Here is a 26,592-nt window from a genome sequence, read left to right as displayed (position 1 = left end):
TCCACAGCCACAGGTGTTACCGCAAGACCTCACCCTGTGACAAAAGCGTCATAACATGCCCCTAAACTGCGCCTCTGTACCGTTCACGCACTACAGCGAGGAGGCCGCGTGGCTCCCTGGTCCACTTATCGGCAAGCGGCGGGCATCGGCGCGGCGGCACTGGCGACGGTCCTCCTGGTGACCGCCTGCGGGAGCGAGTCGGGCGGCTCGGACTCGGCCGCGACGGCCACCCCCGGCCCGAACACCGTCGCCCTCGTGAGCGCCGGCAAGATCACGACCTGTACGAACATTCCGTACGAGCCGTTCCAGTTCAACCAGGGCGACAAGGTCGTCGGGTTCGACGTGGACATCGTCGACCTGGTCGCCAAGAAGCTCGGCGTGACGCAGGACATCGTCGACATCGACTTCGCGGCGATCAAGAGCGGCGCCGCGCTCAACTCCCGCAAGTGCGACGTGGCCGCCGCCGGCATGACGATCACCGACGAGCGCAAGCAGAACCTGCTGTTCTCGGAGCCGTACTTCGACGCGACCCAGGCGCTGATGGCCAAGAAGGGCAGCGGGGTCACCTCGCTCGACGACGTCAAGGCCAAGAACCTCAAGCTCGGCGCGCAGGCGTCCACGACCGGTCTCGACTACGTCAAGGGCAAGGGCTTCGAGCCGATCGAGTTCGCCGACTCCCCCAAGGAGCTGCTCGGCCTGCAGACCGGCCAGGCCGACGTCATCGTGCAGGACCTCCCGGTCGTGCTGACCTGGCTGAAGAAGCCCGACGTCGGCGCCAAGTTCGAGCAGGTCGCGAGCCTCGACACCGGTGAGCAGTACGGCATCGGCATGAAGAAGGACAACGAGGCGCTCAAGAAGGTCGTCGACGAGGTTCTCGCCGCCGCGAAGTCCGACGGCACCTACAACGCGATCTACAAGAAGTGGTTCGGCACCGAGCCGGGCGCCGCGACCGGCGGCGCTTCGGACGGGGCTTCGGACGGCGCCACGACCGGTGAGAGCCCGGCCGCGACCGGAACCGAGACGCCCGCCGCCGGATCATGAGTGCTGTGAGCGAGCAGGAGGCACCCTCCCCCGCCGAGCCCCGCAAGGGGCTCAGCCCGCGCCGGAGACAGCGCATCAGCCGGGGCGTCCAGTACGCCCTGCTGGTGGTCGTCGTGGTCGTCCTCGCCGCCCTGGCCGACTGGGGGGCGATCCGTCAGTCGTTCCTCAACCTCGACGTGGCCCGCGAGGGCCTTCCCGATCTGTTCACGGTCGCCCTGCGCAACACCGTGATCTACACGCTTTCGGGATTCGTCCTCGGTTTCGTCCTGGGACTGGTGCTGGCGCTGATGCGACTGTCCACGGTCGCGCCGTACCGGTGGCTGTCGACGATCTACATCGAGATCTTCCGTGGTCTGCCGATGCTGCTCATCTTCCTGATGATCGGCAGCCTGCGGCTTGCGTTCCCCAACTTCGACATTCCCGGCGGGGTGTACGGCAACGCCGCGCTGGGGCTCGGCCTCGTCTCGGCGGCGTACATGGCGGAGAACTTCCGGGCGGGCATCCAGGCGGTGCCGAAGGGCCAGCTGGAGGCGGCGCGTTCACTCGGCATGCCGCACATGCGCGCCATGGTGTCGATCATCATCCCCCAGGCGATCAGGATCGTGCTGCCGCCGCTCACCAACCAGCTCGTCTCGCTGCTGAAGGACTCGTCGCTGGTGCTGATCCTCGGCGTCACGGCCGCGCAGGTCGAGCTGGCGAAGTTCGGCAACGACCAGTCCTCCACGTTCGCCAACCCCACGCCGATCCTCGTGACCGGCCTCACCTACCTGCTGATCACCATCCCCCTCGGGTACGTCGCGAGGCGGCTCGAAGCACGTCAGGGAGCGGGCCGATGAGCACCGTCGAGATCAGTGACCTGCACAAGTCGTTCGGGAGGCTCGAAGTCCTCAAGGGCATCGACTTCACGGTCGAGAGCGGCCAGGTGGTCTGCGTGATCGGGCCGTCCGGCTCGGGGAAGTCGACGCTGCTGCGCTGCGTCAACCTGCTGGAGCAGCCGACCTCCGGCAAGGTGATCGTCGACGGCGTCGACCTGACCGACCCGGACGTCGACATCGACGCCGCCCGGCGGCGGATCGGCATGGTGTTCCAGCAGTTCAACCTGTTCCCGCACCTGACCGTGCGGCGGAACGTCACGATCGCCCAGGAAAGGGTGCTCAAGCGGCGCCGGGACGAGTGCGACAGCGTCGCCAGGGAGAACCTGGAGAAGGTCGGGCTGCTCGAGAAGCTCGACGCCTATCCGCCCCAGCTGTCCGGTGGTCAGCAGCAGCGCGTGGCGATCGCCCGCGCGCTCGCCATGAACCCCTCGCTGATGCTGTTCGACGAGCCGACCTCGGCGCTCGACCCCGAGCTGGTCGGCGACGTGCTGTCGGTCATGCGGCAGCTCGCCGAGGACGGCATGACCATGCTCGTCGTCACCCACGAGATGGGCTTCGCCCGCGAGGTCGCCGACCGGGTGGTGTTCATGGACGGCGGTGTGATCGTCGAGGACGGGCCGCCCGAGCAGGTCATCGCCGACCCGCGGCACGAGCGAACCCGCGAGTTCCTGCGCCGGGTGCTGCACCCCGGCACCGACCCTGGCACCTGAACCTGGCGCCCAAGGCCCGCTCTCCCGGCGGTCCACCCTGTGGATAGGGTGGCTGCCGGGCGAGTGGCCCGGGTTATCGTCGCAGTATGGGCAAGGTCTACGAGAAGCTCACCGACCGGCTGCGTGAGTTCATCTCCGCACAACCCGTCTTCTTCGTGGCGACGGCCCCCGAGCGGGGCGGCCACGTCAACGTGTCGCCGAAGGGCTACGGCGACACCTTCGCGATCATCGACGACACGACTGTCGCGTACCTCGATCTCGACGGCAGCGGCGTCGAGACCATCGCCCACATCCGCGACAACGGGCGTGTCACGCTGATGTTCTGCGCCTTCTCCGGGCCGCCGAAGATCGTGCGTCTCTTCGGCACCGGCCGCGTGGTGACTCCCGGCGACGCCGACTTCTCCGGGCTGCTCACGCTCTTCGGGCCGCATCCGGGGGTGCGCTCGGTCATCGTGGTCTCCTGCGACCGCATCGCCGACTCCTGCGGCTACTCGGTGCCCTTCATGGCGTACGAGCAGGACCGGGCGCTGCTCGACGACTGGGCCGGGCGCAAGGACGTGCAGCAGCGGCGGAACTACCGCGCCAAGCACAACCGGGAGAGCATCGACGGGCTGCCCGCGCTCGGCGCCGAGGAGACCGACCCGGTCCACCAGCACTCCTGAACGCCGACTGCTCCCTCTCCCGGCCCTGTCAGCGCCGGTAGCCGGCCATCCGCTCCAGCCGGGCGATGCGCGCGGCGACCGGCGGATGGGTCGCGAACAGCCTGCCGAGCCCGGCGCAGCGGAACGGGTTGACGAACATCATGTGACCCGCGGAGGCGAGCCTGCCGTTCTCCGGAAGGGGAAGCCGGCGCGCCTCCAGCTCGATCTTGCGGAGCGCCGAGGCGAGAGCCAGCGGGTCTCCGGTCAGCCGTACGCCCGCGTCGTCGGCGGCGAACTCCCGGGACCGCGAGATCGCCATCTGGATCATGGTGGCCGCGACCGGGCCGAGGATCATCACCAGGATGGCGCCGAGGAACCCCGGCCCCTCGTCGTCGTCCGAACCGGAGAACAGGCCGACGTATCCCAGATAAGTGATCATCGTGGCCAGCGCGCCCGCGACGGACGAGATCAGCGTGTCCCGGTTGTTGATGTGCGACAGCTCGTGGCCGAGCACGCCCTTGAGCTCGCGCTCGTCCAGCAGCCCGAGAAGGCCGTGCGTGACGCACACGGCGGAGTCACGCGGGCTGCGGCCGGTCGCGAACGCGTTGGGCTGCATGGTCGGCGACACGTACAGGCGGGGCATCGGCCTGCGGGTCTCCGTGCACAGATCGCGGACGACCCGGTAGAGGTGCGGCTGCTCGACCTCGGCCACGGGCCGGGCCCGCAGGGCCGACAGCGCGATCCTGTCGGCCGTGAAGTAGGCGACGCCGCAGGTCACGAGCGCGACCACGACGGCGATCCGGGCACCCGCCCCGCCCCCCAGCCAAACCCCGGCCGCCAGGAGGAACGCCGACAGCGCCCCCAGCAGGACCGCGGTGCGCAGGCGGTTGTGGTGCACGCCTCCTCCTCACGGTTCGGTGTGTCCAGCCCTACCAACGCGCAGGTCCTGGGCGAACGTTCCCGTGGGATGCTCCGGCGTGCGAGAGGTCAGCTCCGCCCCTCGGGACCACCCTTCTCGCCGGGCTGCTGAGGCTTCTTCGGCAGTGCGCCGGGCGGCCGGATGGAGCGGACGTCGCGCATGGCACGCGGCGGCTCACGCCGCGGGCGGCTCCCCGGCCCGCTCGCGGGTTGGGTCGCGGGGCCGTTCGCGGGTTCGGTCCCGGGGCCGTGCGCGGGTTCGGTCCCGGAAGCGCCTGCGGGTTCCGCCGCGCCGCCCTCCGGCCGGACCTCTGCCGCCCCGCCTTCTGCCGGTCCGCCCTCTGCCGGCCTGACCGTCTGCTGACCCACCGGCTGCGCGGCCGGCTGTTCCGTGGGCCGCCGCGCGGTGTCCTCCGCGACGGACGCGCCGTCGCCGGGTCCCTTCGCCGGCCCCACGACGGATCGGGCCGCCTGTGCGCGTGTGATCGCGGACGGCGCCTTGAGCGGCCCCTTCGGCGGCTCCGCGCCGATCTCGGGCGCGGGCGGCGGGGGCACGGTCGCCACCCACTCCCCGAGCCGGTCCTTCTCGTGCAGAAGGTCGCGGACGTCGTATTCCGCGTACTCGAACTCCGGCGACCAGAACAGCGCGTCGAACGGGCACACCTCGATGCAGATGCCGCAGTACATGCACAGCGAGAAGTCGATCGCGAAGCGGTCGAGCACGTTGTGGGCGCGCGGGCGTCCGCCCTCCGGCGCCGTGATCGTCTCCTTGTGCGAGTCGATGTAGATGCACCAGTCGGGGCATTCACGCGCGCAGAGCATGCAGACGGTGCAGTTCTCCTCCACCAGGGCGATCACGCCCCGGCTGCGCGCGGGCAGGTCGGGGCGGACCTCCGGATACTGCCCCGTCTCCGGCTCGTGCGGCGCCTGCCGCGTGCTCACGGCCGGGTCCCCTGCCGGTCCTTCTCCTGGTACGCGCGCCATACTTCATCTTCGCGCACCGTATCGAGCGCTGTGGACGGCAGCCGGACGCACGGCTCCGTCCGCACGGTTTTCCACATCGTCCACAGCCCCGTCCCCATAGTTGTCCACAGGATGTGGGGAAGAAGGGCACGCACAAACGGCGACGAATCCGTATCGTCTGGACCATGAACGGCTATGGGGGACCGGGAGGCTATCCTCCCGCACCACAGGGACCACCGAATCCCTACTACGGGGGCTATCCGCCACCACCACCGCAACCGCCGTCCGGCGCCGCCAGCGTGGTCTGGGCGCTCGTCCCGCTCTTCACCTGCGGAGCCGGCACTCCCTTCACGATGCTGTACGCCGCCATTCGCCGGCGCAGCGTCGGGCTCGGCCTGTCCGCCGCCGGATACGCCGCCCTGACGGCCGCGTGGCTCTACAACAGCGTGGTCTACGACGACGTCCCCACCCCGTGGCCGGCGACCGCCGCCATCATCATCGGCGCGCTCGGGCCCTGGCTCGGCGGGACCCTGCACTCCTTCGTGATCAGGAAGCGGGTGTTCGGTCTCGCCTCGCAGCCCTCCACGCTCAACGAGCACGCACTGGCGGTCGCGCAGCACCGGCGGGTGCTGCGGCAGCAGGCGAGGGAGCTGGCCGAGCGGGATCCCGCGATGGCGCGCGAACTGCGGATCGGTCGGCCCGACCTGCCCCGGCAGTACGACGACGGCGGCCTGGTCGACCTCAACCGCGCTCCCGCGCCGCTCATCGCGAGCATGCCGGGGATGACCCTCGCGCTCGCCGATCAGGTCGTACGGGTCCGGGAGCAGGTGGGCGGTTTCGTCTCGGCCGAGGACGTCTCCGCCGCCGCGTCCCTGCCTCCCCACCTCACCGCTGACCTATCCGAATACGGCATTTTTCTCCCATAGGCGCTCAACTCCGGCCGCCGTCACATATCTCTGGTTATACGGCAAGCATTTCCCTAGGCTGCGAAGTGCTCCTTGGGCGTTATGTCAGCCGCGACAACCGGAGGGACCAATGACGGCGCCGGAAATCGCCGAGTGCAGAGCGGACATGGCCGCGGCCGCCACGGCCGCGCGGGACATTCTCGATGCGCTTGGCGCCGTGCCTCCGATGTTCGGCGACCACACCTGGCAGGGTACGGCGGCGGATCTGTGGGCCGCCGACTGGCTCGCGCGAAAGGTCCAGCTCACCACACTGCTCGACGCCGTTCTCACCGAGCAGTCGCATCTCGTCGCCCGTGCCGAGGAGGCGGAACGCCTGAGGGCCGCCTCGTAGTCCGTCGTCACGGAGTCCGCCGGGGAGAGGGAACCAGTGGGGCAATTCGTCGGGGTCGATCCCGAGAATCTGAAAGAGCTGACCAGACGGCTTGAACAGCTTCATGACCTACTCGCCCGGCAGGGCCCCGTGATTCAGCAGAAGATGCAGAAATGGGGCAGTGAACTCAGCTTCGCCTCACTGCCCCGGCTGATCGCCGCCGCGCTCGACGACGTCCGCGACATGGACGCCCGCACGACGAGGGCGTACGAACTGGCCAGGGACCAGGGGTGGAACGTGATGACCGGGGCCCCGGGCGCGCTCGGGCCGGTCTTCGCCCGCCCCCCGGTCGTACGGCTGGACTGGGAGGCGACCGGGCAGAGCCGCGACCAGGGGCGACGCGACGCCGAGACGCTGGCCGCGGCCCTCGCGGCCAAGAACCCCGAGGAGGCCCGCGCCGCCCTTGCACCGTTGGCCGAACGCCTGGAACACCACCTCGCCGACAAGGACTACCAGCAGGCCTTCTGGGCGGGCGCCGGGCCGCTCGCCTCGCAGGCCGCCCGCGCGCTGTACAACCGCACCGGACCCACCCTGTTCAGCGCGGAGACCGTGAGCATCCTGCGGGCGCTCGGCGCCTCGCTGGCCGCCGCGAGCCGGATGCGCGTGGGCGCCGGCAAGGAGAGCCGTCCCCTCCTCTCCACCGCGGCCCGCGACGCCGTCACCCGCGGTTCCGACCCCTGGTCGGCCGGCATGCTGGCCAAGTACGGCCCGGACGGCCGTTCGTGGGACCCGCGCCTGCTCGCCGACCTGACCCGGGCCATGCTCGACGCCCGCGCCGCGGGCAGGACGATCTGGCCACCCGATCGCGGCGAGCCGGAGACCGACACCGCCGCCACCCGTCGCCAGCGCCTCATGGCGGAGTTCGACGCCGTCGGGGCCGTCCTGCAACGGGCCGCCGAGAACGGCGTCGCGGCCCGCCACGTGCTCGGCGACCCCGCCACCGGCCCGAAGTACGCCCGCATGCTCGTCTCCGACTCCTGGCACACCCCCGGCTACGATCCCGGCCGGTTCCTCAGCTCCTACGTGCATCCGGGAGGCGCGCTTCCCCCCACCGGCCGGATGGACCTCTCCACACCCGTGGGGGCCTTCCTCAAGGCCGCCGTCTCCGCCGAGCGCGGCACCTCCGTCGACGCCAAGGAATCCGCCTGGTCCGTCGTCCACATCGTCCAAGCCACCGCCGCCTTCGTCAAACTCCGCCCTCAGACGGTGCTCCCCAACCAGATCCGACAGGCCCTGACCCACACAGCCGAGCGCTACCTCCCCGACTTCGCCAAGTCCGTGGGGCATGACTTCTCCTCGCAACCGCTGCCGAAGGAGAACGATCCCGCGAATCCATGGACAGTCGTGGTCAAGACCAGCGAACTGGAGACGATGTTCGCTGAGGCGTTGCGGACGCCGGAAGAGTTCGGACGGTTCAAGGGCATCCTCAACGCCCGCGTGGCGGTCGCAGTCGCGGCGACCATCAAGGATCCGTCCGACGCGGACTACCTGAACGAGATAGCCGGCTTGTACGGCCTGGTGCAGCGCTTGCAGAACGAGCGGCACTTCATCGACGAGCAGTTGCGGGATGAAGAAGAGACACGGAACCAGACAGCTTTCGCGATCCTGACCGGCGGCTTCGGTGCGCTCAGCTTCAAGAACACATGGGGACCGGGAACCATCGCTCAACTCCTGACCGGCAGCTTCGGCCCGTTGGCCAACGAGTCCTTCGATACGGATCACGCGTTGCGTGCTCTGAAGGACAATGACGATGCCTTCCGCAAGCAGGTTCTCCAGATCGAGGTGCCGGTGGTTCAGGGCCTCATCGGCGCGGGCGCGCTTCATCCGCCAGAACACGTCACCTGGTACACGAACGGGAGGCTCACGCCCAACGCCGAGTTCGTCGAATGGCTCAGCGCGCACGCCGAGACCTCCTACGGTGGCAGAACCCTGCTCGCCTGGATCAGGGCCGCGCAGGAAGCGATGAGGGTGCAACAGTGAGGGCATCGTGGGCGACGACCGCACTTCTCCTATCTCTGACGCTCACACTGGCGGCCTGCACGAGAGAACAAAAGCCCCCCAAGTCAGTGGACGACGAGGTACATCGGCGTGACCAGGCGCTCGTGGCGGTGGTGCAGTGCCTTGTGGACCACGACAGGATCCCCCGCTCTGACCTCAGCGGCCAGCCCTGGCTGGTACAAGACAAGGTTCGTGGAAGTGCGGAACTGGTCGAGTGGCTGAGCGTTCACCGCGAGACGGTGTACGAGGGGAAGACGCTGCAGGCGTGGGAGGACGAGGCGACGGCGGCATGGCCGGGGTGGAGGTGCCCGTTCTGATGCCGCACCGCCCGCCATGCGGTGCGGCGAGAGCGTGGTACGGCGGGGGTGTGTGCGGGAGTAGCGCGAGGTCGGCTGTGCCGGCTGTGGGGAGCTTCTCAGGAGGAGGATGCCCAGCCGGGTGGGACTCCTGGCGGGAGTGTTCTGCGGCGGCTTGGGGAGCCCTGGCCGGACTCCCCCGGCTCCTTGGCTCCCGGCCACGCCTTGGCGACCCGGGCGGCGAGCACGAAGTCCTTGCGCAGCGGATGACCCTCGAAGCCGTCCGGCAGCAGCAGTGGGCTCAGGTCCGGATGGCCGTCGAACACCACGCCGAACATCTCGTACGTCTCGCGCTCGTGCCAGTTCGCGCCGCGGAAGACGCCCGTCGCGGTCGGCAGGCGGGGGTCGGCGTGCGGCACCCGGGTGCGCAGGAGCAGGTGCGCGAACGCGACGGGGTCGAACACGTGGGCCACGACGCCGAACGCCTCCGGCGGCTCGTCCACGGCGGTCAGCCAGTCGAAGAACGCGAACCCGGCCGAGCGCGCGGCCGTCAGCGCGTCGATCCATTCGCCGGGCTCCACGTCGAGCACGTCCTGCCCGAAGGAGTCGCCGACGCGGGAGCCGTACGGCTCCGGCAGCGCGCTCATGACTCCGCGCCCGGGACGGAGCGATCCGCGGCCGGGAGCGAACGGTCCGCGGCCAGGAGGGGGCGATCCTCGGCCGACTCGGCGGCGATCTTCTCCTGCAGCTTCGTGATGCCGTGCAGCAGGGCCTCGGGGCGCGGCGGGCAGCCCGGGACGTACACGTCCACCGGGATGATCTGGTCGACGCCCTTGGTCACGCAGTAGGAGTCCCAGTACGGCCCGCCCGAGTTGGAGCAGGCGCCGAACGAGATGACGTACTTGGGGTCGGGCATCTGCTCGTACAGCCGCAGCACGGCCGGGGCCATCTTGTCGGTGACCGTGCCCGACACGATCAGCAGGTCGGCGCGGCGGGGGCCGTCCGCGAACGGGCTGACCCCGTGGCGGATGAAGTCGTGCCTGCTCATCGACGTGGCGACGAACTCGATCGCGCAGCACGCCAGGCCGAAGTTGAACACCCAGAGGGAGTAACGGCGACCCCAGTTCAGCACGAACCGCATCGGCTCGGGCAGCGGCCGCGTCACCGGGCCTGCCGTCGGCATCGGAAGATCGTTCACGGGCATGCGCTCACCGCCATGACCCCATTCTCCTCCGCCGGAGGGACCGGTCGCGTCCGGCCCGGGACCAGCCATGACCACGGCACATGAGCCCAAATATCCACTCTTGACCCCTACTGTGGACCCCTGAATCCTGGCGGGCGCAATCTCACAGGCTGAACGCTGACGGTCTCAGCCCGGCTCCCCGCATATAGTTGAGGATCGTGACCCGAACCATGCTCGTCGCCCGCTTGCACGTGGACCTGTGCCGGCTCGCGTCGGGCCTGTGTCGTCCAGACGGTTCGCGAGGCTGACGGTGCGCCACCCCGGCGGCCGGAGCACCCAGTCGAAACAGCCCGCATATGGCGGGCCGGCAAGTCCCGGTAGACAGCGCGTCAAGTGCGCACTACGGAGAAACCAGCCTGACCCCGATGGATCTAGCATGGACATGACATCGTGCCACAAGCAGACAGGCCTGGGCGCGTCAAGGAGGACTGAGGAGCTGTGACCAAGCAGGTTCAGCAGCTCGACCGCGTGATCATCCGGTTCGCGGGTGACTCCGGCGACGGAATGCAGCTCACCGGTGACCGGTTCACGGCGGAGACGGCCCAGTTCGGCAACGACCTGTCGACGCTTCCCAACTTCCCGGCGGAGATTCGCGCGCCCGCCGGCACCCTGCCCGGGGTGTCGAGCTTCCAGTTGCACTTCGCCGACCACGACATCCTGACCCCCGGCGACGCGCCCAACGTGCTCGTCGCGATGAACCCCGCCGCGTTGAAGGCGAACATCGGCGACCTGCCCCGCGGCGCCGACATCATCGCCAACACCGACGAGTTCACCAAGCGCAACCTGCAGAAGGTTGGCTACCCGGGCAACCCGCTCGAAGACGACTCGCTGAAGGAGTGGCGGCTCCACGCGGTGCCGCTGACCTCGCTGACCGTACGGGCGCTCGACGGCTTCGACATCTCGAAGAAGGACGCCGAGCGGGCCAAGAACATGTTCGCGCTCGGCCTGCTGTCGTGGATGTACAACCGGCCGACCGAGGGCACGATCAAGTTCCTGGAGTCCAAGTTCGCGCGGCAGCCCGAGATCGCCAAGGCGAACATCGCGGCCTTCCAGGCGGGCTGGAACTACGGCGAGACGACCGAGTCGTTCTCGGTCTCCTACGAGATCAAGCCGGCCACTCTCGCGCCGGGCGTCTACCGGAACATCTCCGGCAACCAGGCCCTGTCGTACGGGCTGATCGCGGGGGCGGTGCAGGCGAAGCTGCCGCTGTTCCTGGGCTCCTACCCGATCACCCCGGCCTCCGACATCCTGCACGAGCTGTCCAAGCACAAGCGGTTCGGCATCCGCACCTTCCAGGCCGAGGACGAGATCGCCGGGGTGGCCGCCGCGCTGGGCGCCTCCTTCGGCGGGTCGCTCGGCGTGACCACCACCTCGGGCCCCGGCGTCGCGCTGAAGGCCGAGACCGTGGGCCTCGCGGTGACCACCGAGCTGCCGCTGATCGTCGTGGACGTGCAGCGGGCCGGTCCCTCGACCGGCATGCCGACCAAGACCGAGCAGACCGACCTGCTCATGGCCATGTACGGCCGCAACGGCGAGTCGCCGGTGCCGGTCCTGGCCCCGGCGACGCCGTCGGACTGCTTCACGATGGCGGTGGAGGCGGCGCGCATCGCGGTGAAGTACCGCACGCCCGTGATGCTGCTCTCGGACGGCTACCTGGCCAACGGCTCGGAGCCGTGGCGCATCCCGGAGGTGTCGGAGCTTCCCGACATCACCGCGCCGTTCACGACCGAGGCCAACGGCGAGGACGGCACGTACCTCCCGTTCAAGCGTGACCCGGAGACACTGGCCCGCCCCTGGGCCGTGCCCGGCACGCCCGGTCTGGAGCACCGGATCGGCGGCATCGAGAAGGCCGACGGCACCGGGAACATCTCCTACGACCCCGACAACCACGACCGGATGGTGCGGCTGCGCCAGGCCAAGATCGACGGCATCGACGTGCCCGACCTGGCGGTCGACGACCCCGGCGGCGACGCCCGCGTGCTGGTGCTGGGCTGGGGCTCGACGTACGGGCCGATCGCGGCGGCGGCCCGGCGGGTGCGCGCGGCCGGGCACAAGGTGGCCCAGGCGCACCTGCGTCACCTGAACCCGCTGCCCGCCAACACCGGCGAAGTGCTGCGCTCCTACGACAAGGTGCTGCTGCCGGAGATCAACCTCGGGCAGCTCGCCATGCTGCTGCGGGCCCGCTTCCTGGTCGACGTGATCAGCTACAACCGCGTGCGGGGGCTCCCCTTCAAGGCCGAGGAGCTCGCCGCCGTCATCGGGGAAGTGATCGAAAGTGACTGACACCCTCAACGGGGGCCTCAACGGCAAGGGCCTGGCCCTGATCCCGCGCACCGACGCCAAGCAGACCCTGAAGGACTTCAAGTCCGACCAGGAGGTGCGCTGGTGCCCGGGCTGCGGCGACTACGCCATCCTCGCCGCGGTGCAGAGCTTCCTGCCCGAGCTGGGGCTGCGCCGGGAGAACATCGTGTTCGTCTCCGGCATCGGCTGCTCCTCCCGCTTCCCGTACTACCTGAACACCTACGGCTTCCACTCGATCCACGGGCGCGCTCCGGCGATCGCGACCGGCCTGGCCGCCTCCCGGCCCGACCTGTCGGTGTGGGTCATCACCGGTGACGGCGACGCGCTGTCGATCGGCGGCAACCACCTCATCCACGCGCTGCGCCGCAACGTCAACCTGAACATCCTGCTGTTCAACAACAGGATCTACGGCCTGACCAAGGGGCAGTACTCCCCCACCTCCGAGATCGGCAAGATCACCAAGTCGACCCCGATGGGTTCGCTGGACAAGCCGTTCAACCCGATCTCGCTGGCGCTCGGGGCCGAGGCCGGGTTCGTCGCCCGGACCATGGACAGCGACCGCAAGCACCTGCAGGGCGTGCTGCGCCAGGCCGCCGAGCACCGCGGCGCCTCGCTGGTGGAGATCTACCAGAACTGCAACATCTTCAATGACGGGGCCTTCGACACGCTGAAGGACCCGGGCACCCGGGACGAGATCACCGTACGGCTGGAGCACGGTCAGCCGATCGTCTTCGGCACCGGCGAGAACGAGCGGGCCGTACGGCTTTCGCCCACGGGCGGCGTCGAGGTGGTGCGCCGCGCCGAGGTGTCCGACGGGGAGATCCTGGTGCACGACGCCCACAACCCCGACCCGTCGCTCGCGTTCGCGCTGTCCCGGCTGGACGAGCCGGCGTTCGAGCACGTGCCGATGGGCGTCTTCCGCTCGGTCGACCGGCCCTCCTACGACCACCTGCTGAACGAGCAGGTGGCCACGGCCACGGCCGACAAGGGCGAGGGCAGCCTCGCCGACCTGCTCCACGGCGGGGACACCTGGACCATCGGCTGATCCTCCGGCCACCCGAAAATGGCTCTCCGCCCGGCCGGGCGGAGAGCCATTTTCGTGCGCAATGTTTTTCATCATGCGCCTGCCCCAAAGGCCTGCCGCCCATTAATATCCAAATGCACTCGAACGGCATTCCGGAGGGACGATGGCGCAGTCGAACGCGCGGGTACAGGCGCGGATTCTGGTGTCCCGGCTGTTGACCCTGGTGCCGATCGGGCTGGTCATGCTCGTGCGGGAGCGTTATTCGACGGCAAAAGGCGGGCCGCGCTTTTTCTGGGAGCAGGTGGTGCGGGTCCTGCGGCACCGGCCGCTGACCCCGCTGGCCGACTTCACCCTTCCCGACAATCCGGTGATCCGGCTTTCCGCCGTACGGTCCCGGCTCGCGCAACTGCTGTTCTGGTACGGCGAACGCGGCTACGAGGGCGCTGAGACCGAACAATGGCGGCGGCTCTGCGGGCAGGCCACCAGGATTCTCGAAGTCGGGGCGAACATCGGCTACTACACGGTGCAGGGCGCGCACGCCGCCGGATCCGTCCCGTACACCGCCGTCGAGGCCAACCCCGAGTCCGCCGCCGTGCTGCGCGCCAACGTCGACCTCAACGGCCTGGCGAACGTCACCGTCGTCGAGGCCGCCGTGGTCGGCGACGACGCGCCCGCCACGATGCGTCTCCTGCTGCCCGACCGCGAGCGCTACACCGCGCCCACCGGCGCCTACCTGGCCAGCGGCACCGAGGGCATCAAGGACCGGCCGGCCACCCGGTACGTCGAGGTCCCGACCATTCCGATGAAGGACCTCGTCGAGGGCGTCGACCTGCTCAAGCTCGACATCGAGGGCTACGAGGCCGTCGTCCTGGAAGCCGTGTGGCCCCAGATCCTCGCCGCGCGGCCGACCATCGTCGTCGAGGTCCTCGCCGACGTCCCCCGGCTCCGCGCCCTCATCCGCGAACTCCACTCCGGCGGCTACCAGGTGCACGCCATCGGCAGCGAGACCCTGCACGAGATCACCACGGCGGAGATCGAGTCGGAGGCGCCCCTGCCCCGCTACGGCTCCCGGGACATCATCCTGACGCCGGCCTGAGCCGCCTGCCGGGCGGCCTACGCCGACCGGAGCTTCTCGTAGTAGGCGAGGCAGTCGTCGTAGCTCGGCAGCAGATGCCGCGCCCCCGCCTCCGCCAGGGTGGGCGCGACCGCGTCCTTCGGCGACAGGAGGGGATCCAGCCCCTCCGGCCACGCGATGCCGAGCTCGGGGTCGAGCGGGTGGATCCCGTGCTCCCGCCCCGGAGCGTACGGCTGGGAGCACATATAGGCGACCGTGGCCTCCTCGCTGAGCGCCAAGAAGGCGTGCCCCAGCCCTTCCGCGAGGTACACCCCCCGGCGGCTCACGTCGTCGAGCGGCACGCTCTGCCACCGGCCGAAGGCGGGCGAACCGACCCTCAGGTCGACCACGACGTCGAGGACGGCTCCCGCCACGCAGGTCACGTACTTGGCCTGGCCCACCGGCACCTCCGCGAAGTGGACGCCGCGCAGCACGCCCCGGCGGGAGACCGAGAGGTTGGCCTGGGCGAGCTCGAACCGGTACCCGAGCGCGGCGGTCAGATCCTCCGCCCGGAACCACTCCAGGAACACCCCGCGGTCGTCCCGGTGGACGGCGGGGGTGAAGACGTACGCGTCGGGGATCTGCATCTGTTCCATCTGCGGCACCTCGTGGTCGGTCGGAGACGGGGAGGAAGACGGGAAAGACGGGGGTAGGCGGAAGGCCCCGCCGTCGCCGGCGGGGCCTTCCTGGTCATCTCAGGAGACGTCGACCGTCTGGGTGGCGACGCTCGTGCGGTTGTCGGACCCGGTCACGGTCAGCGTGATCCGGTAGGTGCCCGGCTGGGCGTAGGTGTGCGACGCGGTCTGGCCCGTCTCCACCACACCGTCGCCGTAGCTCCATGTGTAGGTGGAGATCGGCGCGGAACCCGCGGTCGACGCCGAGGCGTCCACCGCGCAGGTCAGCCCGGTGCAGCTGGGCGTGAACGCCGCGGTCGGCGCCGTGGCCGTGCTGGTCGCGACCAGATCGTCCACCGTGGTCACGACCGGCGCGTTCGTCGCGGTCCCGGACAGGAACGTGCCGAACCCGACGCCGCCCGCCGCCTGCAGACCGGCCGTCGAGTCGGTGGCGGTCACCTGCCAGGAGCCCGGCTCGGCGTCCGCGGCCCGCCAGACCTTCGCCTGGACGGTCGTCGGAGACGTTCCGGCCACCTGGAGCCGGACCTTCAGCACCGTTCCGGCGCTGTAGGTGAGACCGGCCACCGTCTGCTCGGAGACGAGGGCCGTCTCCGCGTTGGCGGAGTCGGTGCGGCTCACCAGCAGGCCGATCCCGTTGGACGACAGCAGCCGCACCCGGGCCCGGTAGTCGCCCTGGCCGTTCACACTGCGCCCGATGCCCCAGATGTAGACGCCGTTGCCGGTGCCGGCCTTGTCGGTCGTGAAGGAGAACGTGGTGTCCGTCATCGTGCTGGACACCCCGTTCAGGTACGCCCGGCGGTTCGCGCTGGTCGAGGGCAGCGAGATCTGCGCCGCGCTGCCGTCCACCGCGAACGAGGAGGCCGCGCCGGAGAGCGAGTACGCCCCGCCGGTGTCGGCCGAGCCCAGACCGCCGGAGACCGAACGCCCGAAGGCGTCCGACGCCAGCGCCGCCGGCGGGTTCGCCGGCGCCTGGGCGGTGACCGTGTCGGTGCGGATGCCCGTCGCGTTCTGGTCGTCGGTGACCGTCAGCTTGACCGGGTAGTCGCCGGCGGCCGGATAGGTGTGCGTCGGCGTCTTCCCGGTGCCCGTGGTGCCGTCACCGAAGTCCCAGGCGTACGAGGCGATCGAGCCGTCGGTGTCGGCGGACGCCCCGGCGTCGAACGAGCACTCCAGCGCGGGGCAGGTAGCGGTGAACGACGCGGTGGGCGGCTGGTTCGGCGGCCCGTTGCCCGAGCCCTTCTGCCAATGCGTGGCGACCTGCGCGTCGGTGAGCACGCCGCCGTAGACGGCCACCTCGTCGATCTGCCCCGCGAAGTTGTTGCTGGTCGGCTGGTTCGGCCAGGAGTTGAGGTTGTCCCCGCCGACCCGCCAGTAGCCGGTGAAGTTCTCGGCGCCCGTCTGCGGGTTGGTCCCGGCGAGGGTGCCGTCCACGTACAGCTTCATGCCGCCGGGGCCCTGGGTCGCCACCATGTGGTGCCACTGGCCGTTGTTGTAGGAGCCGTTCGTGGTGATCACGTTGATGCTGCCGGTGTACGTGCCGAACACGAGCTTGCCGTCGTTCCGCATGTAGACGTGGCGGTCGTAGTTGGAGCTGGTTCCGGTGGCGGAGCCGCCGAGCCCGATCAGCTTGCCACCGCGGTTCGTGGTCGTCTTGAACCACAGCTCCTCGGAGTAGGCCGTCGGGTTGGCGTACGTCGTCGTCGAGGCGACCCCGCCGTTGTTGAACGTCACCGCCTTGTTCGTCGTGCCGACGAGCGCGCCGGTCTGGCCGTAGCTCACGCCGCTGGAGGTGTAGGTGCCCGCGACGCCGCCCTTGCCCGAGTCGGCGGCCGCCGGGCCGCTCGTCTCGTTCAGCCGCCAGTAGAGCGCCGGCTCGTCGTTGTAGACGGCCTTGCCGTACGGGTCCGCCGGGGCGGGCGGGATCGGGCTGGTCCTGCCGCTGGCCACGAAGTGGTCGATGACCTTGTCCTGCGGCAGCGCCGAGGGATAGATCGCGACCTCGTCGATGTCGCCGTTGAGGTAGGAGCTCGTCGGCTGGTTCGTCCATCCGCTGAGGCTGTCGCCGCCGATGCGCCAGTATCCGTTGTACTGCTGGGCGCTGGTGGTGGCGGCGGACTGGGCGACGCGGCGGCCGTCGACGTACAGGGTCATGCCGGCGGTCTCGCTGAGGCTGGCCGCGATGTGGTGCCAGTTGCCGTCGTTGTAGCCCGTGCCGGAGTTGATCGTGCGGACGGCGCCGGGGTGGACGCCGAAGAAGATCCGGCCGGAGTTGTCCATGTAGACGTGCCGGTCGTAGTTGCCGCTGTTGCCGGTGGCCGCGTTGCCGTAACCGACGATCTTGCCGCCCCTGTTCGTGGTCGTCTTGACCCACGCCTCGATGGTGAAGCTCGGCGTCGTGGGGGTCTGCGACTGGGTCACACCGAACCCGCTCGAGGTGCCGTCGAAGTGCGAGGCGGCGTCGGAGTCGCCGTTGACGGCCCCGGTCGCGCCGTGCGTCACCCCGGTCTTCTCGGTGACGTCGTTGAACGCCGCGTAGTCGTACGCGGTGGTGCCGGTGGGCTCACCGAGCCGCCAGTAGCTCGCGGGGTTGTCGGCGAGCACGGCGTCGGGGTAGGCGCTGGACCCTCCCGAGGTCGCGATGGTCACGGGATCGGAGGTGGCGCTGCCGACCGCGTTGCCCTGCGGGTCCCTCGCCCGGATCCGGTAGGTGTGCGTGGAGCCCGGTTCGAGGCCGGTGTCCTGGAAACCCAGCGCGGGCAGCGTCCAGAAGTTCGACTTGGCGGTGACGGTCGCGATCGGCGTGCTGCCGCCGTCCCGCAGGATCTCGTAGTTCAGCTTCTCGTGGTCCTGGTCCCAGGTCGCCTTCCAGCTCACCCTGGCCGTGCCCGCGCGGAAGGAGACCGCGGTCGGGGTCAGGTCCGGGCCGGGGATGGGCGCGGCCTTCCGCGGCGCGATCGTCTTGATCGCGAACCGGGTGAGGCCCTGCTGGGGGTTGCCGTTGACGTAGGTGAACTCGCCGCCCATGGACAGGTACTGGGCGTTTCCGGTGAGCGACCAGCCGCCCTGGTTCATGCCGGTGTAACTGCCGGCGTTGATCGAGGGGAACCAGTGGAGCAGGCCCGGCACGGGCTGTCCGCTGTAGTTGCTGTTCTGTCCCGGCGGGGCCTGGTCGGTGCCGACCGGGTACGTCGTCTCGGCCAGCGCCCGGTGCCACGTCGTCGGGCTGCTCTCGGGGAACGCGCCGAGGGAGCTGCAGTCGTGCGCGTGGCCGACGCTGTAGAGCACCTGACCGGTCACGAAGACGCTGTACGTCGCGCCGTAGCAGTTGTCGAGCCAGATCAGGTCACCGGTGGTGGGATCGGCAGCCCAGCGTCCGTCGTACCAGTGACCGCCCTCGCCGTCGTTTGCGCCGTAAATCACGGTGCCGTCGGTGGTGAGGTCGTCGACGTAGGAGAAGCCCTTGCCGTCGATGGCGGTGGGGGTGGGACGGCTGCTCCACGGCAGCGAGGCGCCGGTGACCGGGTCGACGGCGGTGACGCCGACGCGCGCCTCCCCGTTGAAGTTCTGGAACTTGCCGCCCACGATGACCCGGCTCTGGTCCGGGGACACCAGCATGGCGCGGATCTCGTCGTCGGGCTCGATCGCCCAGTCCCGCAGGGCGCCGTTGCTCCGCGCCAGCGCGGCGGCGCGGTTGCGCGAGTGACCGTTGGCGTTGAAGAAGTTGCCGCCGACGTAGACGGTGCTGTCGGAGACCGTGATGGCCCAGACGGTGTTGGAGATCGACGCGCTGAAGGCGGTGTCGACGGCCCCGGTGGCGGTGTTGAAGGCCACGAGGCGGTTGCGGGTCACCCCGTCGACGGTGGTGAAGTCGCCGCCGACGTAGATCCGCGAGCCGTCCGGGGAGACCGCGATCGAGCGGGCCTGCGCGTTGAGCGTGTGGTTGAACGGCAGGAGGTTCCCCGTCGTGATGTCGTACGCGAGGATGTTGGCGCGGTTGACCTCCTGGGGGTCGCCGGGACTCGTGCCGGGAGGCCGGGCCTTGGAGAAACTGCCAACGGCGTAGACCGTGTTGCCGACCGTGGCCTGCTTCCACACGACGCCGTTGATCTGCCACGTGGGCAGCGCGTCGGCCGTCACGGTCTCGGGTACGCCGGGTTCAGGGTCGATATCGGCCGCGGCGACCCCGCTCTGGGCGAGGCCGAATCCGGCGACGATGAGGAGTGCGAGCGCAGAGCGCTTTAACAGGGGTAATTTGGAACGCACTTGTACCTACTTCGTCCCGTGCGCCCTTATGGGCTGCGTTACGAAATAGATCGTAATGGAACGGTCTAATGGCGACCGTAGATTGATTACCCGATTGGTTCCAATGCGATCACGATTAGGTCTAGTAAGGGGCTCCGGCCACGTTGCGCGCGCCCGCTTGGGTGCCCAGCCAGCCTGCGACGTCAGTGGGCAGCGCCGCACCTGCGGAAAGACCGGATTGGGCGTTTTCCGCCGGAACCTCCCGACCATGACCTTCTATTTGCGCCTGAATTCCCTTCAGGCTGGTGTACGTCCCGCCGCCCCGAGAACGATCAATCCACTTGATGAGCGACTCGCGGCTCTGACCCATGCGGATATAGACGTTGTAGTCCAGCGTGGCCATCTGCGCGGCCGTACGCCTGCCGGTCAGGTCCTGCACCGAGATCAGCGGCCCGGTGCCGCCTCCCTGGAGCACGTTGTTGCGCACCTCGACCCCGGAGACGTTCCACGGCATGTTCGGGTCGGCCTGCTCCCTGGCGCCGTCGATGATGTTGATCTGCGACTCGCCGTTGCGCAGCGCCGTGTTGTTCCACATGCGGACGTCGCTCGACTCGTTGACGTACAGCCCGTTCCTGCCGTTGTCGGCCGCGAAGTTCCCCACGAGGAGCCCGCGCGCCGAGATCTCGAAGTGGATGCCGTGCCCGGTGTTCTCCCAGGCCAGGTTGCGGGCGATCACGGCGTCGGAAACGGACTCGTCGAGCCACAGGCCCGGCCCGCGGTTGCGCTGGGAGCGGTTGCCGATCAGCTGGAGACCCGACGAGGTGGTGATCTTCATGCCACCGGAGACGGGCGCCTGCTCGAAGCGCTCCCAGTTGTTGCCCTCCATCAGGTTGCCGGTCACGACCGCTCCCTGGGTGCGGTGCCCGTGCAGCCCGAGCTGGCCGTTGCGGAGGAAGGAGTTGTGCCGGACCACGATCCGGTCGCCCTTGATGCTGAGGCCGGCGAGCGCCGTGTCGGCGAAGACGTCGTTCTCGAACCGCAGGTCGTTGCCGAACCCCTTCACCGCGCCGACCCGCTTGATCGGCGTCGCGTACCGGCGGAAGCCGATGCCGAGGACGGCCGAGCCGTGCGCCATGTTGAGGTAGAGCGCCTCGGCCAGCGTCGTCGCCCGCACGTCGCGCCCGGTGGGATCGGAGCCGAGATAGAGCGTTCCGCGGTTGTAGTCGACGGCGAACGTGCCCGCCACGACCTGGTCGCGGCCGGCCACCTGCCGCTGCTGGCGCCCGTCGACGAAGACCTGGTCGGGCCAGTTCGCCACCGGGTTCTCCGACCCCACCATGTGCCAGGCCGGGCCGCCGCCCGCCGTCGGGTCGGTGTTGTCGAAACGGACGGTCCAGCCGTCCCTGCGCCAGATCGACCCGTCCCTGACCCAGCCGCTCACGGGCTCCGTGCCGTCGAACCACACGGCCTCGCGAGGGTACGCCTGAAGGGTGAGGCGTTTGCCGTACACCTCGACCGACTCGTGGTAGACGCCGCCGCGCAGCACGATCACCGCACCCGCGGGCGCGGCCTTCACGGCGCGGCCGACGGTGCGCCAGGGCGCCGACTGGCTGCCGTTCGCGGCGTCGTTTCCCTGAGGGGAGACATAGAAGGCTCCGGCGGGCACCGGATAGGCCGCCGTGCCGATGGGCAGCGGGCCCGCCGTACGCCAGCCCTCCACCTGCGCGGCCGCCTGCCGCGGCGCCACAGCCCCGACCGCGGTGACGATCGATACCACTACGGCGACGACTTTCATTCGGCACGCCTCCCTTCGGGGTTCACCAAACACCAACTTGACCACCACGGCAAGGAAAACCGCCCGATGGCTATGGCACCGGAGCCCGCTCCGTGGTGGCCGGCGGCCGGCGGGCCCGGTCACCGGATTGGTTCATGAGGATCACCGTCCAGGCGATGACCATGTACAGCCACACCGACGCGACGTTCGCGGGGGCGGCGGACATCTCCGCCGTCAGCCCGTCCACCGCGAAGAACAGCACCAGGCTCACCAGCAGCGCCGCGTCGGCGCGCCGCGCCGGCAACCGGCTCAGCCCGACGTTGACGGTGGCGAGGACGATCAGCAGCGTGCAGAAGAGGGTCACCCCGACCGCACCGCCCTCGACGAGGGCGTTGACGAAGGCGTTGTGGCCGCCGCCGAGGCCGATCTCGTCGAGGAAGAGGCCGCGCGCGGCCGACAGCCCGTTTCCGAAGAACGGCTGTTTGGCGAAGGCGTCCAGCGCGAGCGTCCACAGGTCCGTGCGCGCGTTCAGCGTCTCCAGTTGTTCGACGCTCTCTCCGCGGGTGGCGAAGGAGAGCAGGCTGTCGGTGAACACCAGCCCGACGACGATCGCGGTCGGCACCCCGATTATCAGCAGCTCCGCGCGGCCGCGGGCGCCCCTGGCCACCACCACCAGCGCGAGGACCCCTGCCGCGCAGGCCCCCGCCGCACCTCGCGTTCCCGTCGCGATCAGCGCCGCCGCCAGGACGAGGATCGTCACCAGGTACGCCGAGACGGGCCAGCGGCGCGGCAGCCCGCCCGGCAGCGCGAAGGCCACGGTCAGCAGCAACGCGATGCCGAGGAAGATGCCGGCCGAGACGGGATGCACGTACAGCCAGTTGAACCTGTCCATGGTCTGCGGGGTGCGCTTGAGGGGCACGGCCAGCCCGAATCCCACCGAGAACAGGACGAGGACGACGAAGGCGTGCGCGAGCCGGTAGAGGTCGTCGCGGTCGGCCCGCGTGGCGACGACGTGACAGACCGCCGCCGTGATCATCATCTGCACCCCGCGGACCAGGGCGAACTGGTGGAACGGCGACCACAGCGCCGACAGCAGGGAGTAGCTCGCGAAGGCCCAGCCCAGCAACAGCGGAGCGGGCGCCCGTCTGCGCGGCGGCCTGATGCCGAACCGCCGGTAGAGATAGAGGGCGACGACTCCGTAGACGCCGATCTCCAGCAGAATGACCGCGTCCACACCGCCCGAGATGGCCTGGTGCCCGCTGCGGGAGCGGAACTTGTACTCGCTGGCCAGGATGAGCGTCAGGGGGAGCAACACGGGCCACCACGCCGACCGGAAGTGGCGGTGGCGCGCCTTGGACATTCGCTCTCCTCGTACTGGACACGGGCACCCGAGCCTCGACCAGAATACTTGTGGACACCGTACCGAACGAGGGAATCGCGACATATGGGTGCACGGGAGATGTTACCGGAATCCGTCCTCGATATAGGGCGTAAAGCATTCCGGGCCTACGGAATGGCAACGGCGCGGACACGACCCGATCCCGATTTCCTGCTCATCGGCGCCAAGCGCGGCGGTTCGACCTCGCTGTACTACGCACTCCTCGAGCACCCCCGGGTCATCCCTCTCTTCCCGTCGGCGAACCTGCTGCCGAAGGCCAACCATACGAAGGGCATTCACTTCTTCGACAGCAATTACGACAAGGGCATGCGCTGGTACCGGTCGCATCTCCCGAGCAGAGCCACCCGTGCGCGTGCGGCGCGGCGCGCCGGCGGCCCGGTGATCACCGGTGAGGGGTCTCCCTACTACCTCCATCACCCCCTCGCCGCGCGACGCGCCCGCCAGGACGTGCCGGACGCACGCATCCTGCTGATCCTGCGTGATCCGGTGGAGCGCACGTTCTCGCACTACCGCGAGCGGGTCAGGGCGGGCGCCGAGTCGCTCTCCTTCGAGGACGCGCTGGAGGCCGAGGCCGAGCGGACCGCGGGCGAGGAGCAGCGGATCACCGAGAACCCGTCGTATCGCAGCTACGCCCACGAACAGCAGTCGTACGTCGCGCAGAGCGAGTACGCCGTGGCGTTGCGCCGCTGGCTCGACTCGTATCCGGCGGACCGCTTCCACGTGGTCACGAGCGAGGAGTTCTATCGGGACCAGCAGCGCGTCTGCGACGGGATCGCGGCATTTCTCGGCCTTCCGCCGGCGCCGCTTCCCGGAGCGGGAAAAGTGTGGAATCCGGCGCCGAAGGCAGAACTGGCACCCGCGGTCAGAAAGAAACTCGCCGACCACTTCGCTCCCCACAACGCGGCCCTCGAAAAGCTGCTCGGCCGGCGTTTTCCCGACTGGACGGATTAGTCCTTCGCGGTTCCCAGCGTCTTCAGGGCGGACATCAGCCGCCGGGTCAGTTCCTGGTCGTCCTGCCCCCGGCGGCCGACCCGATCGCGCCAGTAGTCCGCGGCCTCGGCGTACGAGTCGCCCGGGCGCGCGGGAGGGCCGCCGCCGTACACGGCGATCCGGGTCGCGAGGAAGTACACCTCGTCGGCGTGAGGCGGGCCGTACCCGGCGTCCTCCCAGTCGATGAGCCAGGGAACCCGCCCCCGGGTGAGCCGGAGATTCCACGGCGTGAGGTCCCCGTGCATCGGCGCCCAGTGCCCGGGGACGTCGTCCGGCCGCGGCAGGCACCTGGCCAGAGTCTCGCTGATCCCGTCCGCCAGGCCGGCGACCGCGACGCCGGGCACGGGCCGGGCGGGCACCGGTTCCATGGGAGACAGCAGCAGCCACCATAGGGAGCCCGCCGATCCCGTCCCCAGCACGCGGGGGACGCGGAAGCCGAGCCCGGCGGCCCCGCCCGGCCCGCCGGCCGAGCCGGCGGTGAAGGCCGCCAGCGCCGCCGACTCCCGGGTCAGCTCCCCCGGCGACTCGCGCACCTTGAGGAAGCCCAGGGGCCGCCCGTCGCGCAGGAGCAGCAGAGCGGCGCCACCGGCCCGGGACGCCTGAGGACGCAGATAACCCGCCACCCCGTCGAAGGGACCGGTGAGCGCCGCGACCTGGGCCGAGATCTCGGACCAGCTCTCCTCGTCGAGCGGCGGCCGCCAGGTCGTGCGCCTGCCCGGCAGCACCCAGGGGCCGAGGGCCCCGACCGCCACGTGCAGCGCCCGCTGGATCGCCAGCGGCAGCGGCTTGGACAGGGTCACGAGCGACAGCCCCGCCCGGGCGGAGCGGCGGTCGCGGGTGGGGATGAGGATGTTGCCGCGGCCGGGCGGAAACGCCAGATGCCGTCCGTTCATCGCGCCGGGCCCTTCCCCCGGCGTCGCAGCGCCACGAGAAGCACTCCCACGATGAGCACGAGGGCGAGCCCACCGCCGCCACCCGCGATCCACATCCAGCGGGCCGTCATTCGCGACGCCCACGGGGGCTCGGCCCGCAACTGCTCGGGCAGGCCGAGACGGTAGACGGGAGTGGACGGGTGCTCCGACGAGATCAGCAGCGCGGAACCGTCCGCCGAGAGCGCGAGGCCCTCGCCCTGGGGCTGCTGGGGCACGTCGATGATCCAACTCACCTTCCCGCCGAGCTTGTCCCAGACGCGGATCTTGTTGTAGCCGCGCAGGAACACGGCGCCCTTCGCCGAGATGAACCCGTCGTCCACCACGTGCGGGATCTTCATGACGTGGGTGAGCGGGTTCGGGCGGTCCTCGGAGAGCGTGAGCGGGGCGGAGTAGAGGTCGCCGCCCTGGTCGCTCTTGGTCACCACGTAGAGATGCCGGGTGGTCGGTTCGACGAGCAGGGTCTCCGCGTCGTGCTGCCCGTCCGGATAGACCAGCCGGTACGTCGTCGACGGGATTGTCTGGGTGACGAGACTGCCGGGCTCGGCGAAGCGGTGCACCAGGATGCCGTCCGGCCGGGGCTTCGGAGTGCCGCCGATGTCTCCCACGTAGATCCAGGACACGCCGTCCTCGTCCACCGCGCCGCCGAGCGCCTCGGTGTCGACGCCGGTGACTCCCGCCAGAGTCACGACCGCCCGGGTACGCCCGTCGGGACCCGCGGCGAACAGTCGCACCGGCCCCTCGCCGTCGTTGACCGTCCACACCACACCCGCGTGGACCGCACTCGCGTACAGGCCGCTCGACTCGGTGATCTCTGGATCGGTCCAGGAGAACGCCGTCGTCCAGGACGAGGCGGGGATGGTCTGGGGCGGGGGCTCGTCGGCCCAGGCGGGGGCCGACGTCGTGAGGGCGGCGGCGAAGCTAACGATCAGCTTTGACAGGAACATGAGGACCGGTTTCCGATCGGAGGGCGTGCAGGCGGATCACCAGGACGACGGACGTGACCACTCCGCCGGTGCCGATGTAGAAGGGCGCGAGGCCGAAGAGATCGGGCCGCCACACGAGCATGACGGCCAGCACGGCGAGCCCGATGACCGACTCGATCAGCCGTACCTCGAACACCAGCCGCGAGTGGCGGTAGGCGGTGGCGAGCAGGCTCACCGGCATCGTGGCCGCGATGCTGACGCAGTAGGCGCCCCACCCGGCGACCGTCACCGGGTCGACGTCGAACCGGCCGGCCGTGATGAGGTGTTCGAGCGGTCCGGTGAGCAGCACCGCCACGAGCGCGCTGACCGCGGAGACGGACGTCAGCGCGACCGACGCGGTGAGCGCGAGCCGCGCCCGCAGCGGGTGGCCGGCCTCCCTGAGCCTGACCATGCGCGGCAGCAGGAAGCCGCCGACTCCGTTGATGAGCGTGAGCGTGGGGGCGAGCAGCAGGCGCGCGGCCTCGGTGGCGGCGAGGGCGGTGCTGGAGACGAGGGCCGCGATGGCGATCCGGGCTAGCAGCAGCGTCGTGGGCCGCAGCACCGCCTGGGCCGCGCGCCACGCGGCGAAGACGCCGACCCCGCGGACGTCGGCGCCCCTGAGCGGGGGCAGCGCCAGTTCCTCGCGCGGCGCCTGCAGCAGCACCAGGAAGATCGACACCACGCAGCCCGCGGCCATGGCCACGAGCAGCCACTCCAGGTCGATTCCGGCCGTCACGTGCACGACCACCAGCACCACGCAGGTGGTCAGGAGATGCAGGCCGTCGTTGCGGGCCAGCCGGGCGAACTCCATCCGCGCGGCGAGCAGCCGGCGGCCGGTGTCCTCGGCCAGCCACACCACCACGAGGACCCCGAACAACAGCGTCCGGGCGCCGGGCAGCGCGCCGAAGGCGAGCGCCAGGACCGTTCCCACCACCGCGCCGAGGGCGAGCGTGCCCAGCAGCGAGACGAACAGGCCCGCCCGCACCCGGGGGTCGAAGCGGTCGAGGACGGTCAGCGAGTCGCCCACCCAGGCCGTGTGCAGGGTCGCCATCACCACGAGCGCCCCGTTGAGCAGGGTGAAGGCCGCGAAGCCGGCGGCCCCCAGCTCCCGGGCCGCGATCAGCTGCAGCAGCAGACTGCCGACCGCCGTGATGACCTGGGCGAGCACGGCGCCGCCCGCCCCGAGGATCCGCCGCACC

General features: G+C 70.0%; 24 protein-coding genes. 13 read left to right on the top strand and 11 right to left on the bottom strand.

What is annotated here, in order from left to right:
- The first annotated feature begins 108 nt into the window (after positions 1-108).
- The 4 genes from F5972_RS23925 (at position 109) to F5972_RS23910 (ending at position 3,288) form a co-directional block, all read left to right on the top strand.
- Positions 109-1,041 (top strand): ABC transporter substrate-binding protein, encoded by a 933-nt coding sequence (locus tag F5972_RS23925; protein WP_150936037.1) that lies wholly within the window; start codon positions 109-111, stop codon positions 1,039-1,041.
- Positions 1,038-1,877, top strand: a complete 840-nt coding sequence (locus tag F5972_RS23920; RefSeq protein WP_150936035.1) for an amino acid ABC transporter permease — start codon at positions 1,038-1,040, stop codon at positions 1,875-1,877. The genes F5972_RS23925 and F5972_RS23920 overlap by 4 nt, the downstream gene beginning before the upstream one ends.
- Positions 1,874-2,626, top strand: a complete 753-nt coding sequence (locus F5972_RS23915; protein ID WP_150936033.1) for an amino acid ABC transporter ATP-binding protein — start codon at positions 1,874-1,876, stop codon at positions 2,624-2,626. Before F5972_RS23920 ends, F5972_RS23915 begins: the two co-directional genes overlap by 4 nt.
- A gap of 86 nt (positions 2,627-2,712) precedes the next feature.
- Positions 2,713-3,288: a pyridoxamine 5'-phosphate oxidase family protein gene (locus F5972_RS23910; protein ID WP_150936031.1), complete on the top strand. Its 576-nt coding sequence runs from the start codon at positions 2,713-2,715 to the stop codon at positions 3,286-3,288.
- A gap of 28 nt (positions 3,289-3,316) precedes the next feature.
- On the opposite strand, the gene F5972_RS23905 is transcribed toward F5972_RS23910, so the two are convergent.
- The gene (locus F5972_RS23905) at positions 3,317-4,165 is read right to left on the bottom strand and encodes a M48 family metalloprotease (protein WP_150936029.1); all 849 of its coding nucleotides are present in this window, start codon (positions 4,163-4,165) and stop codon (positions 3,317-3,319) included.
- Between the two features lie 89 nt (positions 4,166-4,254).
- On the bottom strand, positions 4,255-5,127 hold the full coding sequence (locus tag F5972_RS23900) for a 4Fe-4S binding protein (protein WP_225311784.1): 873 nt from the start codon (positions 5,125-5,127) through the stop codon (positions 4,255-4,257).
- Between the two features lie 206 nt (positions 5,128-5,333).
- Here F5972_RS23900 and F5972_RS23895 point away from each other — a divergent pair, with 206 nt between their 5' ends.
- The 4 genes from F5972_RS23895 (at position 5,334) to F5972_RS23880 (ending at position 8,798) form a co-directional block, all read left to right on the top strand.
- Positions 5,334-6,074: a ComEA family DNA-binding protein gene (locus F5972_RS23895; protein WP_225311782.1), complete on the top strand. Its 741-nt coding sequence runs from the start codon at positions 5,334-5,336 to the stop codon at positions 6,072-6,074.
- Positions 6,075-6,183: 109 nt separating this feature from the next.
- Positions 6,184-6,444: a hypothetical protein gene (locus tag F5972_RS23890; protein WP_150936024.1), complete on the top strand. Its 261-nt coding sequence runs from the start codon at positions 6,184-6,186 to the stop codon at positions 6,442-6,444.
- A gap of 129 nt (positions 6,445-6,573) precedes the next feature.
- Positions 6,574-8,463 (top strand): hypothetical protein, encoded by a 1,890-nt coding sequence (locus F5972_RS23885; protein WP_150936023.1) that lies wholly within the window; start codon positions 6,574-6,576, stop codon positions 8,461-8,463.
- Entirely contained in the window at positions 8,460-8,798 is a 339-nt protein-coding gene (locus tag F5972_RS23880) for a hypothetical protein (protein ID WP_150936020.1), read from the top strand. Before F5972_RS23885 ends, F5972_RS23880 begins: the two co-directional genes overlap by 4 nt.
- A 98-nt stretch (positions 8,799-8,896) precedes the next feature.
- On the opposite strand, the gene F5972_RS23875 is transcribed toward F5972_RS23880, so the two are convergent.
- Both F5972_RS23875 and F5972_RS23870 read right to left on the bottom strand, forming a co-directional pair.
- Positions 8,897-9,424, bottom strand: coding sequence for an NADH-quinone oxidoreductase subunit C (locus tag F5972_RS23875; RefSeq protein ID WP_150936018.1), 528 nt, complete (start codon positions 9,422-9,424; stop codon positions 8,897-8,899).
- Positions 9,421-9,960 (bottom strand): NADH-quinone oxidoreductase subunit B, encoded by a 540-nt coding sequence (locus F5972_RS23870; protein ID WP_318527624.1) that lies wholly within the window; start codon positions 9,958-9,960, stop codon positions 9,421-9,423. The genes F5972_RS23875 and F5972_RS23870 overlap by 4 nt, the downstream gene beginning before the upstream one ends.
- A 218-nt stretch (positions 9,961-10,178) precedes the next feature.
- On the opposite strand from F5972_RS23870, the gene F5972_RS39455 reads away from it, so the two are divergent.
- The 4 genes from F5972_RS39455 to F5972_RS23855 all read left to right on the top strand — a co-directional run bounded on the left by F5972_RS39455 (position 10,179) and on the right by F5972_RS23855 (position 14,441).
- On the top strand, positions 10,179-10,268 hold the full coding sequence (locus F5972_RS39455) for a putative leader peptide (RefSeq protein ID WP_359865535.1): 90 nt from the start codon (positions 10,179-10,181) through the stop codon (positions 10,266-10,268).
- A gap of 190 nt (positions 10,269-10,458) precedes the next feature.
- Entirely contained in the window at positions 10,459-12,303 is a 1,845-nt protein-coding gene (locus F5972_RS23865; protein ID WP_150936014.1) for a 2-oxoacid:acceptor oxidoreductase subunit alpha, read from the top strand.
- On the top strand, positions 12,296-13,366 hold the full coding sequence (locus F5972_RS23860; protein WP_150936012.1) for a 2-oxoacid:ferredoxin oxidoreductase subunit beta: 1,071 nt from the start codon (positions 12,296-12,298) through the stop codon (positions 13,364-13,366). Before F5972_RS23865 ends, F5972_RS23860 begins: the two co-directional genes overlap by 8 nt.
- A gap of 142 nt (positions 13,367-13,508) precedes the next feature.
- A complete protein-coding gene (locus tag F5972_RS23855; RefSeq protein WP_150936009.1) occupies positions 13,509-14,441 on the top strand; it encodes an FkbM family methyltransferase in 933 nt (310 codons plus the stop codon).
- Between the two features lie 17 nt (positions 14,442-14,458).
- Here F5972_RS23855 and rfbC read toward each other — a convergent pair whose 3' ends face one another.
- The 4 genes from rfbC to F5972_RS23835 form a co-directional block, all read right to left on the bottom strand.
- On the bottom strand, positions 14,459-15,055 hold the full coding sequence (rfbC, locus tag F5972_RS23850) for a dTDP-4-dehydrorhamnose 3,5-epimerase (RefSeq protein ID WP_150936007.1): 597 nt from the start codon (positions 15,053-15,055) through the stop codon (positions 14,459-14,461).
- Between the two features lie 99 nt (positions 15,056-15,154).
- Positions 15,155-19,357 (bottom strand): LamG-like jellyroll fold domain-containing protein, encoded by a 4,203-nt coding sequence (locus F5972_RS23845; RefSeq protein ID WP_191910290.1) that lies wholly within the window; start codon positions 19,355-19,357, stop codon positions 15,155-15,157.
- Positions 19,358-19,478: 121 nt separating this feature from the next.
- A complete protein-coding gene (locus F5972_RS23840; protein ID WP_150936005.1) occupies positions 19,479-21,131 on the bottom strand; it encodes a right-handed parallel beta-helix repeat-containing protein in 1,653 nt (550 codons plus the stop codon).
- A gap of 70 nt (positions 21,132-21,201) precedes the next feature.
- Positions 21,202-22,470, bottom strand: a complete 1,269-nt coding sequence (locus F5972_RS23835; protein ID WP_191910289.1) for an O-antigen ligase family protein — start codon at positions 22,468-22,470, stop codon at positions 21,202-21,204.
- Positions 22,471-22,623: 153 nt separating this feature from the next.
- On the opposite strand from F5972_RS23835, the gene F5972_RS37440 reads away from it, so the two are divergent.
- A complete protein-coding gene (locus F5972_RS37440) occupies positions 22,624-23,460 on the top strand; it encodes a sulfotransferase (RefSeq protein ID WP_225311781.1) in 837 nt (278 codons plus the stop codon).
- Here F5972_RS37440 and F5972_RS23825 read toward each other — a convergent pair.
- From F5972_RS23825 to F5972_RS23815, 3 genes are read right to left on the bottom strand one after another with little or no spacing between them, the layout of a single operon-like run.
- Positions 23,457-24,392, bottom strand: coding sequence for a phosphotransferase (locus tag F5972_RS23825; protein ID WP_150936001.1), 936 nt, complete (start codon positions 24,390-24,392; stop codon positions 23,457-23,459). The genes F5972_RS37440 and F5972_RS23825 overlap by 4 nt on opposite strands.
- Positions 24,389-25,375: a hypothetical protein gene (locus F5972_RS23820; protein WP_150935999.1), complete on the bottom strand. Its 987-nt coding sequence runs from the start codon at positions 25,373-25,375 to the stop codon at positions 24,389-24,391. The genes F5972_RS23825 and F5972_RS23820 overlap by 4 nt, the downstream gene beginning before the upstream one ends.
- Positions 25,350-26,591, bottom strand: coding sequence for an MATE family efflux transporter (locus F5972_RS23815; RefSeq protein WP_150935997.1), 1,242 nt, complete (start codon positions 26,589-26,591; stop codon positions 25,350-25,352). The genes F5972_RS23820 and F5972_RS23815 overlap by 26 nt, the downstream gene beginning before the upstream one ends.
- Position 26,592 lies beyond the last annotated feature (1 nt).

Origin of the sequence: Microbispora cellulosiformans (assembly GCF_008728085.1) — a bacterium.
Taxonomy (GTDB): Bacteria; Actinomycetota; Actinomycetes; order Streptosporangiales; family Streptosporangiaceae; genus Microbispora; species Microbispora amethystogenes.
Note: the sequence above shows the minus strand (reverse complement) of the source record. Positions and strands in the feature narration are given on the sequence as shown.